The 17663-nt window shown below is 41.0% G+C and carries 16 protein-coding genes and 1 pseudogene; all 17 read left to right on the forward strand.

The window, feature by feature from the left end; genetic code table 11:
- Positions 1-21 precede the first annotated feature (21 nt).
- The 17 genes and pseudogenes from essC (at position 22) to HBA50_RS00550 (ending at position 17536) form a co-directional block, all read left to right on the forward strand.
- The gene (gene essC / locus HBA50_RS00475; RefSeq protein ID WP_045500095.1) at positions 22-4422 is read left to right on the forward strand and encodes a type VII secretion protein EssC; all 4401 of its coding nucleotides are present in this window, start codon (positions 22-24) and stop codon (positions 4420-4422) included.
- A gap of 12 nt (positions 4423-4434) precedes the next feature.
- The gene (locus HBA50_RS00480; RefSeq protein ID WP_045500097.1) at positions 4435-4752 is read left to right on the forward strand and encodes a hypothetical protein; all 318 of its coding nucleotides are present in this window, start codon (positions 4435-4437) and stop codon (positions 4750-4752) included.
- A gap of 37 nt (positions 4753-4789) precedes the next feature.
- Positions 4790-6928 carry a hypothetical protein gene (locus HBA50_RS00485; RefSeq protein ID WP_045500100.1) on the forward strand — a complete coding sequence of 713 codons (2139 nt, stop codon included), beginning with the start codon at positions 4790-4792 and terminating at the stop codon, positions 6926-6928.
- Positions 6894-7802 carry a hypothetical protein gene (locus HBA50_RS00490; protein WP_045500103.1) on the forward strand — a complete coding sequence of 303 codons (909 nt, stop codon included), beginning with the start codon at positions 6894-6896 and terminating at the stop codon, positions 7800-7802. Before HBA50_RS00485 ends, HBA50_RS00490 begins: the two co-directional genes overlap by 35 nt.
- A gap of 18 nt (positions 7803-7820) precedes the next feature.
- Positions 7821-8222, forward strand: coding sequence for a hypothetical protein (locus HBA50_RS00495; protein ID WP_045500107.1), 402 nt, complete (start codon positions 7821-7823; stop codon positions 8220-8222).
- Positions 8223-8556: 334 nt separating this feature from the next.
- Positions 8557-9240 carry a hypothetical protein gene (locus HBA50_RS00500; RefSeq protein ID WP_045500110.1) on the forward strand — a complete coding sequence of 228 codons (684 nt, stop codon included), beginning with the start codon at positions 8557-8559 and terminating at the stop codon, positions 9238-9240.
- 131 nt (positions 9241-9371) lie between these two features.
- A complete protein-coding gene (locus HBA50_RS00505; protein ID WP_235285278.1) occupies positions 9372-10235 on the forward strand; it encodes a hypothetical protein in 864 nt (287 codons plus the stop codon).
- Positions 10232-10627 carry a hypothetical protein gene (locus HBA50_RS00510; protein ID WP_045500115.1) on the forward strand — a complete coding sequence of 132 codons (396 nt, stop codon included), beginning with the start codon at positions 10232-10234 and terminating at the stop codon, positions 10625-10627. Before HBA50_RS00505 ends, HBA50_RS00510 begins: the two co-directional genes overlap by 4 nt.
- 113 nt (positions 10628-10740) lie before the next feature.
- A pseudogene (locus HBA50_RS00515) lies at positions 10741-11259 on the forward strand (type VII secretion protein EssC); the annotation flags it as partial.
- Positions 11260-11299: 40 nt separating this feature from the next.
- Positions 11300-11758 carry a hypothetical protein gene (locus HBA50_RS00520; RefSeq protein WP_045500121.1) on the forward strand — a complete coding sequence of 153 codons (459 nt, stop codon included), beginning with the start codon at positions 11300-11302 and terminating at the stop codon, positions 11756-11758.
- Positions 11759-12763 (forward strand): hypothetical protein, encoded by a 1005-nt coding sequence (locus HBA50_RS00525; RefSeq protein WP_045500124.1) that lies wholly within the window; start codon positions 11759-11761, stop codon positions 12761-12763.
- A 56-nt stretch (positions 12764-12819) separates the two neighbouring features.
- Entirely contained in the window at positions 12820-12954 is a 135-nt protein-coding gene (locus tag HBA50_RS10455) for a hypothetical protein (protein ID WP_257000650.1), read from the forward strand.
- Complete coding sequence (locus HBA50_RS00530; RefSeq protein WP_045500127.1) at positions 12951-13952, forward strand: hypothetical protein; 1002 nt, start codon at positions 12951-12953, stop codon at positions 13950-13952. Before HBA50_RS10455 ends, HBA50_RS00530 begins: the two co-directional genes overlap by 4 nt.
- A complete protein-coding gene (locus HBA50_RS00535; protein ID WP_045500130.1) occupies positions 13930-14292 on the forward strand; it encodes a hypothetical protein in 363 nt (120 codons plus the stop codon). Before HBA50_RS00530 ends, HBA50_RS00535 begins: the two co-directional genes overlap by 23 nt.
- Positions 14293-14479: 187 nt before the next feature.
- The gene (locus tag HBA50_RS00540) at positions 14480-14692 is read left to right on the forward strand and encodes a hypothetical protein (RefSeq protein WP_045500133.1); all 213 of its coding nucleotides are present in this window, start codon (positions 14480-14482) and stop codon (positions 14690-14692) included.
- 167 nt (positions 14693-14859) lie between these two features.
- Positions 14860-16614: an aspartate--tRNA ligase gene (gene aspS / locus HBA50_RS00545; RefSeq protein ID WP_045500137.1), complete on the forward strand. Its 1755-nt coding sequence runs from the start codon at positions 14860-14862 to the stop codon at positions 16612-16614.
- A complete protein-coding gene (locus HBA50_RS00550; RefSeq protein ID WP_166492626.1) occupies positions 16601-17536 on the forward strand; it encodes a YitT family protein in 936 nt (311 codons plus the stop codon). The genes aspS and HBA50_RS00550 overlap by 14 nt, the downstream gene beginning before the upstream one ends.
- Positions 17537-17663 lie beyond the last annotated feature (127 nt).

A 17663-nucleotide genomic window follows, 5' to 3' on the forward strand; every position in this document is an offset into this window, starting at 1 on the left:
TAGGCCAAGGAGTAAGAAAACATGACAAAACAAGTAATTTTCTATACAAAAGGCCTACGCTATGAAGTAGGAGTGGAAGGAGATAAAACATTCCTGCTCGGTGCAACGGAGAAGGCTCAAGTCTATCTCCAGCAACAAGACAGACCTATACAGCTGAAGTCAGATGGTGAGGAGGTCTTCTACCAATATGGTGAGGAAGTTGGACTATTGAAGGACGGCTTGGCACTGGGGGATACAGTCTTTTATCTGCGGGATGCCGAGCCACGAGTCTATGATCTTTTAGATCAGCAGGAGCTCCATGTCGGATCTCAAAAAGGCGCTCTTATCAAACTGGACGAAGATATTGAGCTTCTTTTGAAAAAGTCTCAAGGTAGCTGGACTCTGACACGGCTCAAGGGAGACTTTTATCGAAACAACCACTTAGAAAAAAAGGATCAGCAGATCCTCAACTTTGGTGATGAAATTAGTATTGGATCTGTGACTATCAAGATATATCCAGATGAAGTATGGCTTTATGGCTTTGCTCAGGCTGGTAGTCAGTTAGCTTTGAGGGATCCGTCTCGTTACGGATTTTATGAAGATTATCCCGACTACCATCGTTCCCCTCGGATTATCTATCGAAGCTCAGAGGAAAAAATCCAGATTGCTCCGCCAAGTAAAGAGCCTAATAAGCCTAGTGATGAGCTCTTAAGACTGATTGTGCCTCCCCTTCTCATGGTTGGGGTGACGGTGCTGATTACACTAGTCCAGCCACGGGGGATTTATATTCTGGCTACGGTTGTTATGTCTATTGCCAGTGTTATCTTTTCTGTTCGTGGCTTCTTTAAAAATCGTAAGAAATATAAGGCTGATAAGAAGGAACGGATCGATCTTTATCGTCTCTATTTGAAAGATAAGGCCATAGAATTGGCTCGTTTGGAGCGGGAACAAAAAGAAGGAATGCATTATCACTTTCCGACTGTTCTGGAGTTGACCGATCTAGTTGAGAGCTACAATCACCGGATTTATGAAAAGACATCACTTCATTTTGACTTTCTTTACTACCGTTTGGGGCTAGGCAAACTCCCAACTAGCTACCAGCTGACCTATGGGCAAGAGGAGCGCAGTGGGAAGAAAGATGCGCTAGAGGAAGAGGGATACGCTCTCTATAGTCGTCATAAAAAGATTCCGGATATGCCTATTCCTGCTAATCTTAGCCATGGTCCAGTGGGCTATGTTGGCCCGAGAAATCTAGTATTGGAGCAGTTGCAACTTCTAGTCATGCAGCTTGCCACCTTCCACTCTTACCATGATGTGCAGTTTATTACGATCTTGCCTGAGGAGGAGAGAGACCAATGGTCTTGGATGCGTTGGCTTCCCCATGCTAAGCTTCAAGAGCTAAATGTTCGCGGTTTTGTTTACAATCAACGGACACGGGACCAAGTTTTAAACAGTTTGAACCAAATCTTAAAACTGCGCCGTAGCCAAAAAGAGGAAGCCTCTCATAAGGAGAGCACGCTTTTCCATCCCCATTACGTTGTTTTAGTGACAGATGAAAAGCTGATTTTGGATCATGTGATCATGGAGTTCTTTACCGAAGATCCGACGGAATTAGGCTGTTCTCTCGTATTTGTAGAGGATGTGATGAGTTCCTTGTCTGAGAATATCCAGACGGTTATCAATATCAAGGACCGCAATACGGGACAACTGGTCATGGAAGAAGGAGTCTTGAAGGAAACCGACTTCCGCTTGGATCATTTCCCAGCAGATTATGACAAGGAGCGAATTGCTCGTACCTTGGCACCGCTCAATCACTTGCAGAATCTCAAGAGTTCGATTCCAGATACCGTTACCTTTATGGAGATGTATGGAGTGGAGACCTTTGAGGACTTACAGGTATCAAGTCGTTGGAAAAAGAATGCCCCTTATAAAAGCTTAGCCGTGCCGATTGGGTTACGTGGCAAGGATGACCTGGTTCAGCTCAACCTGCATGAAAAGGCCCATGGGCCTCATGGTTTGATTGCAGGAACGACGGGTTCAGGGAAGTCAGAAACCATCCAGTCCTATATTCTGAGTCTGGCTGTCAACTTCCATCCTCATGATGTCGCCTTTCTCCTCATCGACTACAAGGGTGGGGGAATGGCCAATCTCTTCAAGAACCTGCCCCATCTCTTGGGGACCATTACCAACTTGGATGGTGCCCAATCCATGCGGGCTTTGGCTTCTATCAATGCGGAGATCCATCGTCGTGAACGGCTCTTTGGAGAGTTTGAAGTCAATCACATCAATCAATACCAGAAGAAATTTAGGAATGGGGAAGCGACCGAGCCCTTACCTCATCTCTTTCTCATCTCGGATGAGTTTGCAGAGCTCAAGGTTAACCAGCCCGACTTTATCAAGGAGCTGGTATCTATCGCTCGGGTCGGGCGTTCCCTCGGAGTTCACTTGATCCTAGCCACTCAGAAGCCGTCTGGGGTCGTAGATGATCAGATCTGGTCCAACTCCCGCTTTAAGTTGGCGCTTAAGGTAGCCGATCGTGGCGACTCTATGGAAATGCTTCATACACCAGATGCGGCAGAGATCACTCAGACAGGCCGAGCTTATCTGCAAGTCGGCAATAATGAAGTCTATGAACTCTTCCAGTCAGCTTGGTCGGGGGCGGACTACCAGCCGGATAAGGATGATATGGGGATTGAGGATCATACCATCTATCTGATCAATGAATTGGGTCAATATGAGATTTTGAATGAAGACCTATCCGGCTTAGAAGAGGCAGATGAGATCAAGGAAGTTCCGACCGAGCTGGATGCGATCGTGCAACATATCCAGCTCCTGTGTGAAGAGCAGAATATCCCGCCAGTACCACAACCTTGGTTGCCACCGTTGAAAGAGCGAATCACACTAGAGGACTTGGAAGTCGTGCAGCCAGCAGAGGCTTGGAAGCAAGAGAAGTCTCTTTCCTTCCTACTCGGGATGGCGGATATCCCACAGGCACAGAAGCAAGAAGCTGTCTCTATCAACCTCTCTAAGGATGGGCATGTCCTTCTTTACGGAAGTCCAGGTACAGGGAAGACCACCTTCCTGCAAAGTGTGGCTATGGACTTAGCGAGAAAGCACAGTCCCAAGGCCCTTACTATGTACTTGATGGACTTTGGGACCAATGGTCTAGCGCCCTTGTCTAAGCTTCCGCAGGTGGCAGATACCATGCTTTTAGATCAAGCAGAGAAGATTTCTAAGTTTGTGCGGATTATGGAGCGAGAGCTCAACCGCCGTAAGAAACTCCTATCGGACTATGGCGTTGGGACCTTGGATCTCTATCGTCAGGCTAGCGGTCAAGAAGAGCCTTCTATTGTCATTCTCTTAGATAGCTATGAGGCAATCAAGGAAGAGGCCTATGAGGCAGAGGTCTTCAAGCTCTTAGTGAGAATCTCCCGTGAAGGTCTCAGCATCGGAGTGCATCTATTAATGACAGCGGGCCGTCAGTCTAACCTTCGGGCCCAACTCTACTCTAACTTCAAGCACCAGCTGAGCCTGCCACAGAATGATGTGAGCGAAGTTCGCTCGATTGTGGGATCTACGCCATTAGCTATGACCATGGAAGATATCAAGGGTCGAGCGCTCATTAAGCGTGAGGAAGTTGATGTCATCCAGCTGGCTCTGCCAGTAGCGGGTGTCAATGATGCGCAAGTCCTCAATAACCTTCGTCAGGAAGTCGCTTCTCTCCAAGAAGCTTGGAGCGGACAACGACCAAGTGCCATTCCGATGGTACCAGAGGAGTTGACGGAGGCAGAATTCTATGGTCGTGCAAGTGTACAGGCTGCCTATGAACAAGGACTCGTACCTCTGGGACTAGACTTGGAGACAGTTGAGCCGGTTACGTGGAATCTAACTAAAGGAAATCTCCTCTACTTAACAGATAAGGAAGAGCAGATGGTAACCTTCGTGAAGCACATTGCCAAAGGGCAACAGAAGGTCATTGTCTTGGCGCCAAAGTATCATAATCTGCCTGAAATGGAAGGTGTGACGATTCTTGCAAGTCCAGAGGAATATCTAGAAGGATTAGATATGATGGAGTTCAAGGTTCAGGAGCGTTTAGAAAAGAAACAGAGAGACCATGTCGCAACAGTAGTTGTTTACAATTTAACCGAATTGGTGGGAGAATTAAACTCAGAAGTGCTTGATACTCTAGCTTATGTCTTAGAAAAGGGATCTCGGGCTGGTTATGGCTCAATCGTAATGAGTTCACCAGCGCTCGCTAAACATATTGATGTGGTCTCAAAAATTGCTCGTTCTTATAAGCAGGCTGTTGTAGGACTTCGGTTAAGCGACCAATCAGTTCTGACCGTGACTAATAGGTCTGTCCGTGAGCCACAGTTGGAAGAACAAGAACACTACTATGTAGCCGATGGATTGGCAAGTAAAATGAAAGTATTAATGATATAGAAAGGGGAAAAAATGGCTGTAATTTTAGAAAGTGAAACAGAAGGGAAAGAGGCTCAATTGGCAATAATTAGATCCAGAATGCGACAAATTGAGAAAGTCATTGCTGGTTTGAAAGGTATCACTACCAAAGTTGAGTATGTTTTATCTGATAATGAAACAATAAAATCCATATATCATTTAGCTGGTAAAAAATATGAAAATTTAACCACTGATGAAGAAGCGATTCTATCTGATGTTGAGGGAGCTTTTAATAAGAAAAGATCAACTGTTATTGGTGATTTAGAGTCTAAATATAGAGCCCTTCAGCAAGAAGCATCACTTTTGCTTTAAGCGTAATATTTTTCACGTTTATAGAATAGGAGTACGAATGGCAACTATTACAATAACCAATTTGGAGCAGCTTAAATTTTTTGGCGAAAAGATGAAGGAACTAGCTAAAAAGTATGAGTCTGGAGTAGTACAAGCAAATAATAAATTTAAATTAAAAGTTTCGGGAAATGAAGGACTTGTGATTAAAGAGTTTGTAAATAAACTAAACACAATCCAAAGTCAAGTTTTTGAGAGCTATCCATCTTATCTTGAGGCTTTTGGAGCAACAATGTCTAATTATGAATCTTTTATGACTGCTTTGGGATTTGACAAGGAAGCTTGGTCAAAGGATGGAGAAGAAGGAGTTGAGGGAGCTACACAAAAGCTCAAAAAAGATCAAAAAACTAAGATTGAAGATATCCAGAAAAGCTTAGATAGTTATTTTGCGACAGCATCGGCGATTCTAGGTTATGGGGAAATTAGTGTATTTTCAGAATATGAAAATGCTTCAAATTCGCTGGATGCTGCCGCAAGCAAGCGTACAGGTGTAGATGGGGACATGCAGTCCTACTATGAACTATTTATTAGTGGACTAAAAACAGCAAAAAGCAACCTTGATGCCATACAAAATGTTTTAAATCATGCTCGCTATTTAGGGGAGTTGGATCCAAGCGCGGTTGTTCAAGCAATTGCTGAGAAACGCATCACAAGCGTCAGTCAACTAGACGCTATAGATGCTATCAGTGATTCTGGAGATGGGAAAGTCATAGAGGCGCTTTATTCTCCAGCTCCCTATGATAATCTTGGGAAAATAGATGCGACACATGTTAGCGAGAACATGATGACGGTTGTATATGGATTTATTTTTACAGAAGTTGAGCGCATTCAAGAAGGGAAGAGTGATTTTTCAAACATAAAAAACTTTTTAGATGCACTTCAAGATCAAGATTCTCCTCATGTAAAGATTTATACAGAAAAGTTGATTAAGGGAGGGGATCGCTATGGCTTGTTACTTATCGGAAAAGCATTTGAAATTAAACCTGAATTTCCTGAGAATGGCTCTGTTGAGGATTATGAGAAGTATAAAGAGGAATTGTTGAAAGCTGAACCAGAATTAGCTAAAATTCGTCAGAAACTTTTTTTAGCAAATTCTTTGACAGGTTTATTTGAAGGGATGAATGTTTTCCAAGTAGGGACCGATAGAATTCCTCAATCAATGGGAGAAACTGTAGTGTCTCATCTGATGGATACAAAATCTCTTAAATTGACAACACAAGGTCTCGCTTTTAACATGAAGCACTATCAAGTTGGAAGTAATGGGCAGGTGCATGTGAGTTCTTATGATTATGCACTTTCCGTTTTTGGAGAAAAGGAGGCGAAGAATGCTCTTGAACTGGATGAGAGACGAAATAAAGCTGCACTAGATTTTTTGTCAAATGTTATGAAGATGGGAGCTTCAATGGCGGCAGGTCCATACGGGCCACTCGCTGCAATGGGGATTACTGTTCTCTCAGATACATTCACTTATAAAGATGGAGTGTCAGACCATATTGAAGCCGTTAGAAATAATAAGGACTACTTTTCTGGTAAGTTTGCTAAGCCGGCCGGTTTATCCTTGGATGCACTGTATGCCGTAAGTAAATATATAGAAACTTCCAATGAGATTACAGAGCAAATGGTTAAATCAGATACAGCTTTGAAAGCTGCATTAGTTGACTATGGAGGTCGCTCTATTACGGATACAGTTAGAGGAGATTACAGTTATAAGGCTGTTAGTTTTACTCCGCAGTATGATCTTCAGTCGGCCCTACAGATTCATGACATGGATAGGACAGGCTTGAAAGCTCTCACATTCCATAAGGCCTTGGAAAATGGAAAAAGTGTTGAGGCAGCTTTAAAAGATGTAGAAAAATCCCAAAAAATCCTGGAAAGCATCCCAAGTGATAGTGGTCCCTACACAGAAGAAGTGAAAAATTATCTCCGAGGAAAAGGAGACAAAACAATTGATCAAGTCGGGATTACCAAAGTCTGGAAGGGATTACATGGAGCGAGTGATAAGAAAGCACTCATAGATTCTAAAGGTGAGTCTTATACTCGAGAGAGATTAGCTAGTGAATATATTGATGTTTATAAAAAAATAGCAGAAGGAGGATTCTTACCAAATGAAATACCTAAAGACTCTCAGCTTCCGAACTAAGGTGTTTGTGGGATTGCTTTTAGTTTCTTTGGTGGGCTATGGTGTCTATTCCTATACTTGGCCCATATATGTCCAATGGCAGGAAGACCATGAGGTATTGATAGTTAAAACGGAGGTGGAGCGTATCGAAACCTTTGGTTCCCAGAATCGCTATGTTTACTATAAAATGAAGGAACTTATGACTCCAAATGTTCTATCTAACTATTTTGTCACAAGTAATGCAAAATTTGTTGGGAGGAGCGACAGTAATTTAGTGGAATTAACACTAGATGTTTATGATCTCAATCATTTAGAGAACCTACCAAAGACGATTGATGTAGTCAAACTGATCCAAACCTATGACCAAAATTATAGAGTAGATTTTTATTCTACAAGAAATTACACTAATGATGGGAAAGATTATTTAGTTTTTTCTTTGAGGAATAAGCAAAATAGAGAAGATAAGAAGGAGGTTGCTTTGGATGTAGCTTCTGAACAGATAGTGCCAGCTCTACCTACAGATAAAGCAGAATCAAAACGAACCCCTTTTTCGTTCGATTATACCAATCTAGATAAGATAGCTACTGAATACGGCTTCATACCCACTTACGATTTAGCCTACAGTAATGATTCAAAAGTGAGAGAAGATACTAATATAAACTTTATTAGGGACTACCCCGAATATTATAAGGCTATGGAGGGAGCCGCTAATATAGTAGTTAGAAAAGGAGCCTATTCCGATCCGGAAGCTATTTTCCAAGATATGCGCCATTGGTTTGCGCCGGTCGGTCAGGATAAGCTAGATGTTGTTGGGATAGATCCCAAAACAAAGGAAGAGACTCCGCTCAACAGTTACCAAGAGTATCAGGAATGGTATGAGAAACACATAAAATAGATTTGGAAGGAGGATAGTATGATAAAACGACAAATTAAGGTGGATGAGATACAGTCGATTCAGGCTTACTTAGAAAACTATATGGGAGCAGAAGGATCCAACTTTGTCTCTACCGGTGTAGTAAATGATGATTCTGCTCAGTACCTAGACGATGCATTTGGAGCTGCGGCCAAAAGTAGTAAAGACTTAACATCAGTAGTAACTGGACTAAATTCATTTTTAAGTAAGGTTGCAGGAGCTTTCCAAAAATCGGACCAACAGTTAAAAAACATGATTGATGGGAAGCTGGAAGAAATCCCGACTGGAACTCGTGAACAGAGACAAGACTATTATGTTTCGCAGGGAAAAGACAGCCAAGAGAGAGGCATGCGAAGAAAACAAGTTGAAATGAATAATGAACGTTATCGTGATTTTCCGTAATGACGACTTTCCTCGTAACGGGAAATAATCGTTCCTTATCCACTCTAATGGGTTAGCGAAAAAAGTTAAGCTATTTTTCAGAGGCTTTCAAATATTTTCTTACAACAAATGGAAGAAAACCACTTGCTTCTTATGTTGATTAATCGTTTTAATCTTGATGCGATGACAGTATAAGTAAACTCCACCTGAATTATTTCAGGTGGAGTTTACTTTTCTCATCTTATCTTAGCACGGTATCTCTCATATGGTATAATGGGAGAAGGGGTGTTTCTCATCTCAGATGAGTTTGCAGAGTTTAAGGTCAACCAGTAATACAACTAAGAACATTGTGTCTATGAACCCGGCTGTAGGTTTCTTTTGGAATATTGTAGAAGCAGCAGCGACAACTAATGAGGAGAAGAACCTACTTAATGAGGTGGCTAAAAGTGGTACAAAGGCACTTAGTGAAGCCGATTTCAAAAAATATGAGAATCTAAAAAACGCTAGTTCGCATGTTGTTGGTGGTGTTCTTGAACATTTTGAGAAAGCTCAAAAGATTCAAGAAAAGTTGCAAAAAATTGATAAAGATCTTTTGATTCAAGAAATGGATACTGGGGCTACAGCCATAAAAGAAGGGGATAACACCTATAAGAATATTTCTGGTCAATCTCGTTATGACTTTGAGGCCAATCTTCGGATGGCAGACCTCCAGCAAAATGGTTTGCGAGGCTATTATTTCCGTCAGACTTTAGAGAAACAAAAAGGTAATGTGAAATTAGCAGTTACGGACTTAAAAAGTATAGAAGAACAGTTAAATGCGATTGAACCATCTGGGGACTATACAAAAGAGGTGAAATCTCTTTTAAGCGGAGAGGATACTACTAGTATTAATCAACTGGGTGGAGAGAAGCTAGTAAAGGGGATGAAAGAATTCAAAAATGTGACACAGGATATGGGAGACTATAAATTTAATTATGATGAATATAGTAAGAATGAGGATCTCTATTTCAATCATTTAGTTGGCATAGGAGGTAACTAATAGTGAACAAACAAGTATTTAGGAATCGAAAAGTCATCGGATTATTCCTTCTTCTTTTTCTAGTCATAACGGGATCTTGTTTCTTTCTTCTCTTGAAGCCAAGTCAGAAATCCAAAGAGCTAGAGTATTTAATGGGAACTGCTAGGGTAAAATCAGATTTTCAACTATTTGGAGATAAGAAGCAATATGTCCTTGCATCTACAAACAAAGGGAGTTTCTTTGTCAGTAAAACATATGCGATCACAGATGAATACAAGACTTTTATAGTAGAGAAAGAAGGAGAGATACATGAAATCCCTCACCTTCAGATGGAGGGAGAGTATTGGAACTTGATTTTGTATAATTTAGACGAGGAGGGCTTGCCTGAACGAAAGATTGACCTTTTTCAGGCAGTGCGAAACTACAATCCGAAAGGCGTTCCTACAAGACTGATTGGCTCGTATTACGTTGAGGACACTCACTACTTTGGGTTAAAAATTGTAGATTTAACGGATGAAGAGAGTCGAAGTTACAAAACAGTCTATCTCAATTTGGAGACCGAAAAAGTAGTGGATCTTCCAAAAGACACAAAGTTTGGGATGGATTCAATTATCAGTAGTACTGCAAGAACAACAAACTACGATAAGGTTCTAGACTCTAAGGGTTATATTGATCCATCAAATGAGATCGTCACAACTAGGCTTGAAGGACAAGTTCCAGATCCTAACATCAATCTCTATAGCCTTTATCCAGACCTAGAAGATAAACTCATCAATCAGGACTGGTCGCTTTATATCCGTCCAGATAAGGTCACACCGGATGAGTGGTTTGACACCCTTCTTCATTGGTTCGCACCCAAGGGGGAAGACATCCTAACTGTTTATGGACGTAATGATGATGGGAAAGCCTCAGATGTTCAGATTCATAACAGCCAAGAGGCGAATGCCTGGTTGGAGAAACATCCTGCCCTTCGGAATGTAGACTACTATAGAGCAGACGGGAGTGATAAAGAGTGAGTAATAAGAAAATTAATCCAGATAATCTCAGCCGTGTGAACGGAGCTTTTAAGGATATGAGTGGCGAGTTAAAAAACAATGTTTCAGACTTAATTTCTTCTAGTGCGACAGAGAAGCTTCAAGCTGCGACAGATGGCATAAAAAAACTATCAAAGGAAATGGTTGCGACGATTAGCTCCTTAGATGAGTATCTTGGAGCAGTAGGTGAGGCTTTTAGAAACGCAGATGCTAGTATGGCTCAGTCCATCGGACAGAATATGTATACGAAAGCACCTGAGTCACGAGCGGAGCGCAGAGAACGCTATATCCAAGGTGGAAAAGATTCCCAAGAACGCCACAATCGTAGAAAAATGGCAGATATCGCAGAGGGTCGATATCATGATTTTCCATAATTATATGAACTCACCTGAAAATAATTCAGGTGGGTTTCTTTTGTTTTTCCCATCTTCTAACGGTATCTCTCATATGGTATAATGAGTTGAGGATTGTTCCTCATCTTATGTTAGATGCGGCCGAGATCACCCAGACAGGTCGCGCTTATCTGCAGGTCGGAAATAATGAAGTCTATGAACTCTTCCAGTCAGCCTGGTCAGGGGCGGACTACCAGCCGGACAAGGACGATATGGGGATTGAGGATCACACCATCTATCTGATCAATGAATTGGGCCAATATGAAATCTTGAATGAAGACCTATCGGGCTTAGAAGAAGCCGAAGAGATCAAGGAAGTTCCGACAGAGTTGGATGCGATTGTGCAGCATATCCAAGTTTTGTGTGAAGAACAAGAAATTCCTCCAGTACCACAGCCTTGGCTGCCACCGTTGAAAGATAGAATCACGCTAGAGGACTTGGAAGTCGTGCAGCCAGCAGAGGCTTGGAAGCAAGAGAAGTCTCTTTCCTTCCTATTGGGAATGGCGGACATCCCGCAGGATCAGAAGCAAGAAGCTGTGTCTATCGATCTATCCAAGGATGGGCATGTCCTGCTCTACGGAAGTCCGGGTACTGGAAAGACCACCTTCCTTAAAAGAAGCATTCAATTCGTTTAACGATGTTGGAGGAGGAAGTGTGTCAACTGGACTTGAAGGAAACCAAAAGGTAATCTCGACACGTTTTTCTTCAGCTTTTGATTTGCAGTCTGCTCTATCTTATGCAGACTATCAAGAAAATGGCTTGCGAAACATCGTTTATCAACAGGCTTTGGCTGAAACGGGTGATAAAAATATAGCACTTAATAGTTTAAAAGCCTTTGATGAAAAGATGAAAGACGCCAAAATTTATAATAGTACGGTGACAAACTTTATTAAAGGGGATAACATTGTTACACCTAAGCCATCTGAGCTTTTTAATGCGTTTAGTCAAATTCAAGATGAAAAAATTATTCCATCTAAAGGACATTGGCAAGAGTATCAAGAATCAATCTTAATGCAAGGGAAGGATGCTGATATAACTTATCGTAGAGGAGAAGATATCCGAATCCAACATAATCAACTGTTTGATCGTTTAGTTGGTTCAGGAGGACAATAAATGAATAAAAGAAAACAAATTATTTTAGTGATTGCTGTCTTACTGGTGGTCTTTTGTAGCTTTGTTTATCTAAAAAAACAATTCTTTTCTTCCTCCAAGCCAAAGGAAGAGACCATAAAGAAAACTCTTGTATTTGATTCTTCGCTGAAAGATATTACTCTGATAGATGATGAGCGCTATGTCTTAGTTAGTCCTAAAGATGTAAATTGGCAATCTAACGATTTAGTAATTACAAGAAATTATGTAGTTTCCTCTTTTGTATCATATGATCAAACATATTCTAAAGAATATAAAAGATTATCTAGTAAGCTCACAGCATTCGAAATTTTAACCTATGATCTGCGTAAGAAAAATTTTGAAGAAAAGCGTATAGACCTCAAAAAGACTGTAGAGAAGTATACTTCAGAGTATAGCTTGATAGATGATGGTTCTATGGAAAATATAGGGTTCGGTATTCATCATGATAACATAGATTATATAGAAGTTTTTGTATCTAAAAAAAATAATATAAAAGAAAGAAAAACACTATTGTTAAATCTGGAAAATGGGAAATTGACGGAGCTTAGTGAAGCGATGGAAGAGGTAGTTCTCGCACAAAATAGTTTCCCTTCCCTATCTAGAACAAATCTTGATGATATTCTATATTTTAATGGATTTTCAGATTTAAATGATTTAGGTTATATTAATGATAAAAAGAAGAACAAGATTGGACAGGATATTAACTTTAGCCATGAGTTTCCTGACTTGGTAAAGCGTTTAAAGAAAAATAGAATTACAGAAATTCTATATCGAAGAGGCTTGGTTTCTCCTGCAGATTACTATGAAGATCTTCGCCATTGGTTTGCGCCAGTTGGTCAGGATAAGCTAGATATAGTCGCAAAGGATTATGAAACGAATGAAGAAACTCCTTTAAATAATTACCAAGAATTCATTGATTGGTCCAAAGCGGAAGCTCAAAAAGCACAGGAAAGCATAAACGCAAATAGGAAAAAAGAGACAAATTAATACGCCATACGAAACATCTGTTCGGTTAGATGCGGCAGTAATGTCGGGAGGTCAAAATGATGCTTCAGAGTGGGTTGATGATGAATGATTTGCAGTCTGCTCTATCTTATGCAGACTATCAAGAAAATGGCTTGCGAAACATCGTTTATCAACAGGCTTTGACTGAAACGGGTAATAAGGACAATAAATGAATAAAAGAAAACAATTTATTTTAGTGATAGCTGTCTTACTAGTAGCTTTCTGTAGCTTTGTTTATCTAAAAAAACAATTCTTTTCTCCTTCCAAGCCAAAGGAAGAGTCCAGAAAGGAAACGATTGCATTTGATTCTTCGCTGAAAGATATCACTCTAACAAATGATGGGCGCTATGTCTTAGTTAGTCCTAGTAGCTCAAAGTGGCATTCTAATAATTTAAGAATTAGTCGGAACTACGTAGTCTCAACATTTATAACTTATGAGCACTTTTATGCAAAAAAGAATACCCTACCATCAAGTAAACTCGTAAAATTTGATATTATCACTTATGATTTACGTAAAAAAAATTTCGTTGAAAAGCGCATAGACCTCAAAAAGGTCGTAGAAGAATACGATTCAGATTACGGCTTGAGAGATGACGGGTCCCTCCAAGTAGTTGGTTCTAGTTTCTATTTTGAGGGTAAAGATTATGTACGGCTTTTTGTTTCAAAAAGAAAAAATTTAGAAGAAACAAAAAGCCTAGTATTAAATTTGGAAAATGGGAAATTGACAGAGCTTAGTGAAGCGATGGAAGAAGTGAGTACCGCACAAAATAGTTTCCCTTCCCTGTCCAGAACCAATCTCGATGATATTCTATATTTTAATGGATTTTCAGATTCAAACAATTTAGGTTATATTAATGATAAGAAGAACAAGATTGGGCAGGATATTAACTTTAGCCATGAGTTTCCTGACTTGGTAAAGCGTTTAAAGAAAAATAGAATTACAAAAATTCTGTATCGTAGGGGCTTGGTTTCTCCTGCAGATTACTATGAAGATCTTCGCCATTGGTTTGCGCCAGTTGGTCAGGATAAGCTAGATATAATCGCAAAGGATTATGAAACGAACGAAGAAACCCCTTTAAATAATTACCAAGAATTCATTGATTGGTCCAAAGCGGAAGCTCAAAAAGCACAGGAAAGGATAAAAGCAAATGGGAAAAAAGAGACAAATTAATACGACACAAATTTACGAAACATCTGTTCGGTTAGATGCGGCAGTAATGTCGGGAGGTACAAATGATGCTTCAGAGTGGGTTGATGATGTGTCTACAGAATTATTTGCAGATTGCAATACCTTATTGGATGAGGCTTCAGCAGATATTCATACTATGGTAGAGAATCTTAATAACTACTTAAATTCTGTAGCAGCAGAATTTGAGAAAGCTGATTCAAAAATGGCAAAATTAATATCTGCAAATAATGGCTTGGAATCTATCCCAATGGAAAATAAAAAAGCTGCAGAAAAGGAAAAAATTCGCTCGAATGATTATTATAATGAATTGAAAAAAAAGTAAATAATCTCTATACTCTTTCCGATTTTATATTTAATGTTATGATATAACAATGTGGTTATTTCTTTTAGAGCGAGTGATACTTCTCTAGTTTTCATCAGCAATTCTGCCCTGTTATTCTCCAAAGGGTTATAGTTTTTGCCCTAACCTTCCCTGCTTATGCTATAATAGTCTATAGAAAGTCGAGGGAATGATGAAGAAAATATTATTAGTGGTTGTGGTACAGGGAGTGGCCTTGTTTGTTATAACGGGTCTACTCTGTTATTTTATGCGAGGGGATTTTTTCTTCCGTGCTTTGGCGCCGATTTTTGGTCTGGCAGCTGGAGCCTTTCGCTTCTTGACAGCCATGGTGACAAAAACGCTTGCCCCCAGTCTATATGATGATGGGAAGAAAAAGGAATAGTCTATATGAAATTAGGAGGTCTGAGAATATTGATTCCAGACCTTTTTTATAAAAGTGGTCACTAGAATAAAGACTTTTAATTTTTTTCAGAAAAAGGACAGGTAGGGAGGCTTTCCTAGGCTCTTTGTGGTAAAATAGTAACAGAATTAAAATTTTGGAGAGTAAAGATGAAACGTTCAATGTATGCGGGACGTGTTCGTAGTGAGCATGTCGGTCAGGAAATTACTTTGAAAGGTTGGGTTGCCCGCCGTCGCGATTTGGGAGGCTTGATTTTTATTGATCTGCGTGACCGTGAAGGGATTATGCAGCTAGTTATTAATCCTGAGAGTGTTTCAGATGAGGTCATGAAGACAGCTGAGAGCCTGCGCAGCGAATTTGTCATTGAAGTGACTGGCAAGGTAGCCGCGCGTGAGCAGGCCAATGACAAGCTGGCCACAGGAAGTGTAGAACTTCACGTAGACAGTCTGACAGTACTGAATACTGCTAAAACGACTCCTTTTGAGATTAAGGATGGGATTGAAGCCAATGATGATACGCGCTTGCGCTACCGTTATTTGGATCTGCGTCGCCCAGAAATGCTAGAAAATCTCAAGTTGCGTGCTAAAGTGACTCATTCCATCCGCAATTATTTGGATGAGCTGGAGTTTATCGATGTAGAGACACCATTTTTGACCAAGTCAACGCCTGAAGGAGCGCGTGACTATTTGGTGCCGAGCCGGGTCAACCAAGGTCATTTCTATGCCCTGCCTCAAAGCCCACAGATTACCAAGCAGCTGTTGATGAATGCTGGCTTTGACCGTTATTACCAGATTGTCAAGTGTTTCCGAGACGAGGACTTACGTGGAGACCGTCAACCAGAGTTTACACAGGTGGACTTGGAAACTTCTTTCCTATCTGAGCAAGAAATCCAAGACATTACAGAAGGCTTGATTGCCCGTGTCATGAAGGAAACCAAGGGAATTGAAGTGACCTTGCCTTTCCCACGGATGAAATATGACGATGTTATGGCTCTCTATGGTAGCGACAAGCCAGATACTCGCTTTGACATGTTATTGCAGGACTTGACAGAGCTTGTCAAGGGTGTTGACTTTAAGGTCTTTTCTGAGGCACCAGCTGTCAAGGCGATTGTAGTGAAAAATGCTGCTGACAAATACTCGCGTAAAGACATTGATAAGCTGACAGAGCAAGCTAAGCAGTATGGAGCCAAGGGACTTGCTTGGGTGAAAGTAGTTGATGGAGAACTGGCCGGGCCTGTTGCCAAGTTCTTGACAGACCTGTCAAGTGAGTTGACAGCTGCTTTACAATTAGAAGAAAACGACTTGGTTCTCTTTGTAGCAGATACATTGGATGTTGCCAACGCAGCTTTGGGGGCTCTTCGTGTTCGCCTAGGTAAGGAATTAGGTTTGATTGACCCTGCTAAGTTTAACTACTTGTGGGTGGTAGATTGGCCAATGTTTGAGTGGTCTGAAGAAGAAGGCCGCTATATGAGTGCTCACCATCCATTCACTCTGCCTCAAAAGGATTCTGAGCAGGAGCTGGAAGGAGACTTGAGCAAGGTTCGTGCAGTTGCCTATGATATCGTACTCAATGGCTATGAACTAGGTGGTGGTAGCCTACGGATCAACCAAAAAGATCTGCAGGAACGTATGTTTAAGGCTTTAGGCTTCTCAGCTGAAGAAGCGCAAGACCAGTTCGGCTTCCTTCTAGAAGCCATGGATTATGGTTTCCCACCACATGGAGGTCTGGCTTTGGGTCTGGATCGCTTCGTCATGCTTTTGGCTGGTGAAGAAAATATCCGTGAAGTCATTGCTTTTCCTAAGAATAACAAGGCTTCTGACCCAATGACGCAAGCACCAAGCTTGGTTGCTCCAGCACAATTAGAGGAATTAAGTTTACAAGTAGAATCACATGAAAAAGACTAGTTTGCGGAAACTTTTTCGCTATTATCTTCATCGCTTTGCCTATCATGTCAAGTTGCTAGAAGTTCTGAAAAGTATTTCGCGTGAAAAATATGATGAGAAATTTTCGGCCTCTCTGGTATACGGCTTTCTCTCAGCGGTAGCGGTCAATTTCTTCTTTCAGCCAGGTCATGTCTACTCAAGTGGTGCAACGGGCTTGGCGCAGATTGTCTCGGCTTTGAGTGGTCGTTTTATCGGCTTTACCATTCCAGTTTCCATTACTTTTTATGCGATCAATATTCCACTGAGGATTTTGGCTTGGTACCAAATCGGGCATAAATTTACTGTTTTTACGTTTATCACTGTTTCGATGAGCTCGCTTTTTATCCATTTTGTGCCAGAAGTGACATTGACGACCAATCCCATTATCAATGCCTTGTTTGGGGGAGTTGTCATGGGGACAGGGATCGGCTTTGCCCTCAAGTCAAGCATTTCAAGTGGAGGGACAGATATTGTTAGTCTGACCATTCGCAAGAAAACAGGCCGTAATGTAGGCAGTATCTCCCTGATTGTAAATGGCATTATTATGCTGATTGCTGGTCTGACCTTCGGTTGGGAATACGCTCTCTACTCGATGATTACCATCTTTGTATCGAGCCGTGTAACGGATGCTGTCTTTACGAAGCAAAAGCGGATGCAGGCTATGATTATCACCAGTCATCCTGAAGAGGTAATTAACAAGATTCACAACAAACTCCACCGCGGTGCGACCATTATCAATGGAGCGGAGGGAACTTACAATCACGAGCAAAAGGCGGTACTGATTACAGTCATTACCCGTGCCGAGTTTAGCGAATTTAAGTACATCATGAAACAGACGGATCCGACCGCCTTTGTATCCGTATCTGACAACGTACATATTTTAGGAAGATTTGTAGAAGAGTAGGCTTAGGTATTGCGACCTTGCTGTCGAATCCTACTCAAACTCAATGATTATATCTATACATAAAAAAGAACAAGTTCAGCTGGATGTCTTTCCATCCAGAATGGACCTGTTCTTTTTTATAGTTATT

The sequence above is a fragment of the Streptococcus cristatus ATCC 51100 genome (assembly GCF_011612585.1).
Lineage (GTDB): Bacteria > Bacillota > Bacilli > Lactobacillales > Streptococcaceae > Streptococcus > Streptococcus cristatus_H.

Excerpts from the sequence above, each read along its gene's own strand:
- essC (WP_045500095.1), top strand. The coding sequence starts at position 22 with ATGACAAAACAAGTAATTTTCTATACAAAAGGCCTACGCTATGAAGTA.
- HBA50_RS00535 (WP_045500130.1), top strand. The coding sequence starts at position 13,930 with ATGGGAAAAAAGAGACAAATTAATACGACACAAATTTACGAAACATCT.
- HBA50_RS00485 (WP_045500100.1), top strand. The coding sequence starts at position 4,790 with ATGGCAACTATTACAATAACCAATTTGGAGCAGCTTAAATTTTTTGGC.
- HBA50_RS00500 (WP_045500110.1), top strand. The coding sequence starts at position 8,557 with ATGAACCCGGCTGTAGGTTTCTTTTGGAATATTGTAGAAGCAGCAGCG.
- HBA50_RS00530 (WP_045500127.1), top strand. The coding sequence starts at position 12,951 with ATGAATAAAAGAAAACAATTTATTTTAGTGATAGCTGTCTTACTAGTA.
- HBA50_RS00480 (WP_045500097.1), top strand. The coding sequence starts at position 4,435 with ATGGCTGTAATTTTAGAAAGTGAAACAGAAGGGAAAGAGGCTCAATTG.
- HBA50_RS00490 (WP_045500103.1), top strand. The coding sequence starts at position 6,894 with ATGAAATACCTAAAGACTCTCAGCTTCCGAACTAAGGTGTTTGTGGGA.
- HBA50_RS00550 (WP_166492626.1), top strand. The coding sequence starts at position 16,601 with ATGAAAAAGACTAGTTTGCGGAAACTTTTTCGCTATTATCTTCATCGC.
- HBA50_RS00495 (WP_045500107.1), top strand. The coding sequence starts at position 7,821 with ATGATAAAACGACAAATTAAGGTGGATGAGATACAGTCGATTCAGGCT.
- aspS (WP_045500137.1), top strand. The coding sequence starts at position 14,860 with ATGAAACGTTCAATGTATGCGGGACGTGTTCGTAGTGAGCATGTCGGT.
- HBA50_RS10455 (WP_257000650.1), top strand. The coding sequence starts at position 12,820 with ATGATGCTTCAGAGTGGGTTGATGATGAATGATTTGCAGTCTGCTCTA.
- HBA50_RS00540 (WP_045500133.1), top strand. The coding sequence starts at position 14,480 with ATGATGAAGAAAATATTATTAGTGGTTGTGGTACAGGGAGTGGCCTTG.
- HBA50_RS00505 (WP_235285278.1), top strand. The coding sequence starts at position 9,372 with ATGGGAACTGCTAGGGTAAAATCAGATTTTCAACTATTTGGAGATAAG.
- HBA50_RS00525 (WP_045500124.1), top strand. The coding sequence starts at position 11,759 with ATGAATAAAAGAAAACAAATTATTTTAGTGATTGCTGTCTTACTGGTG.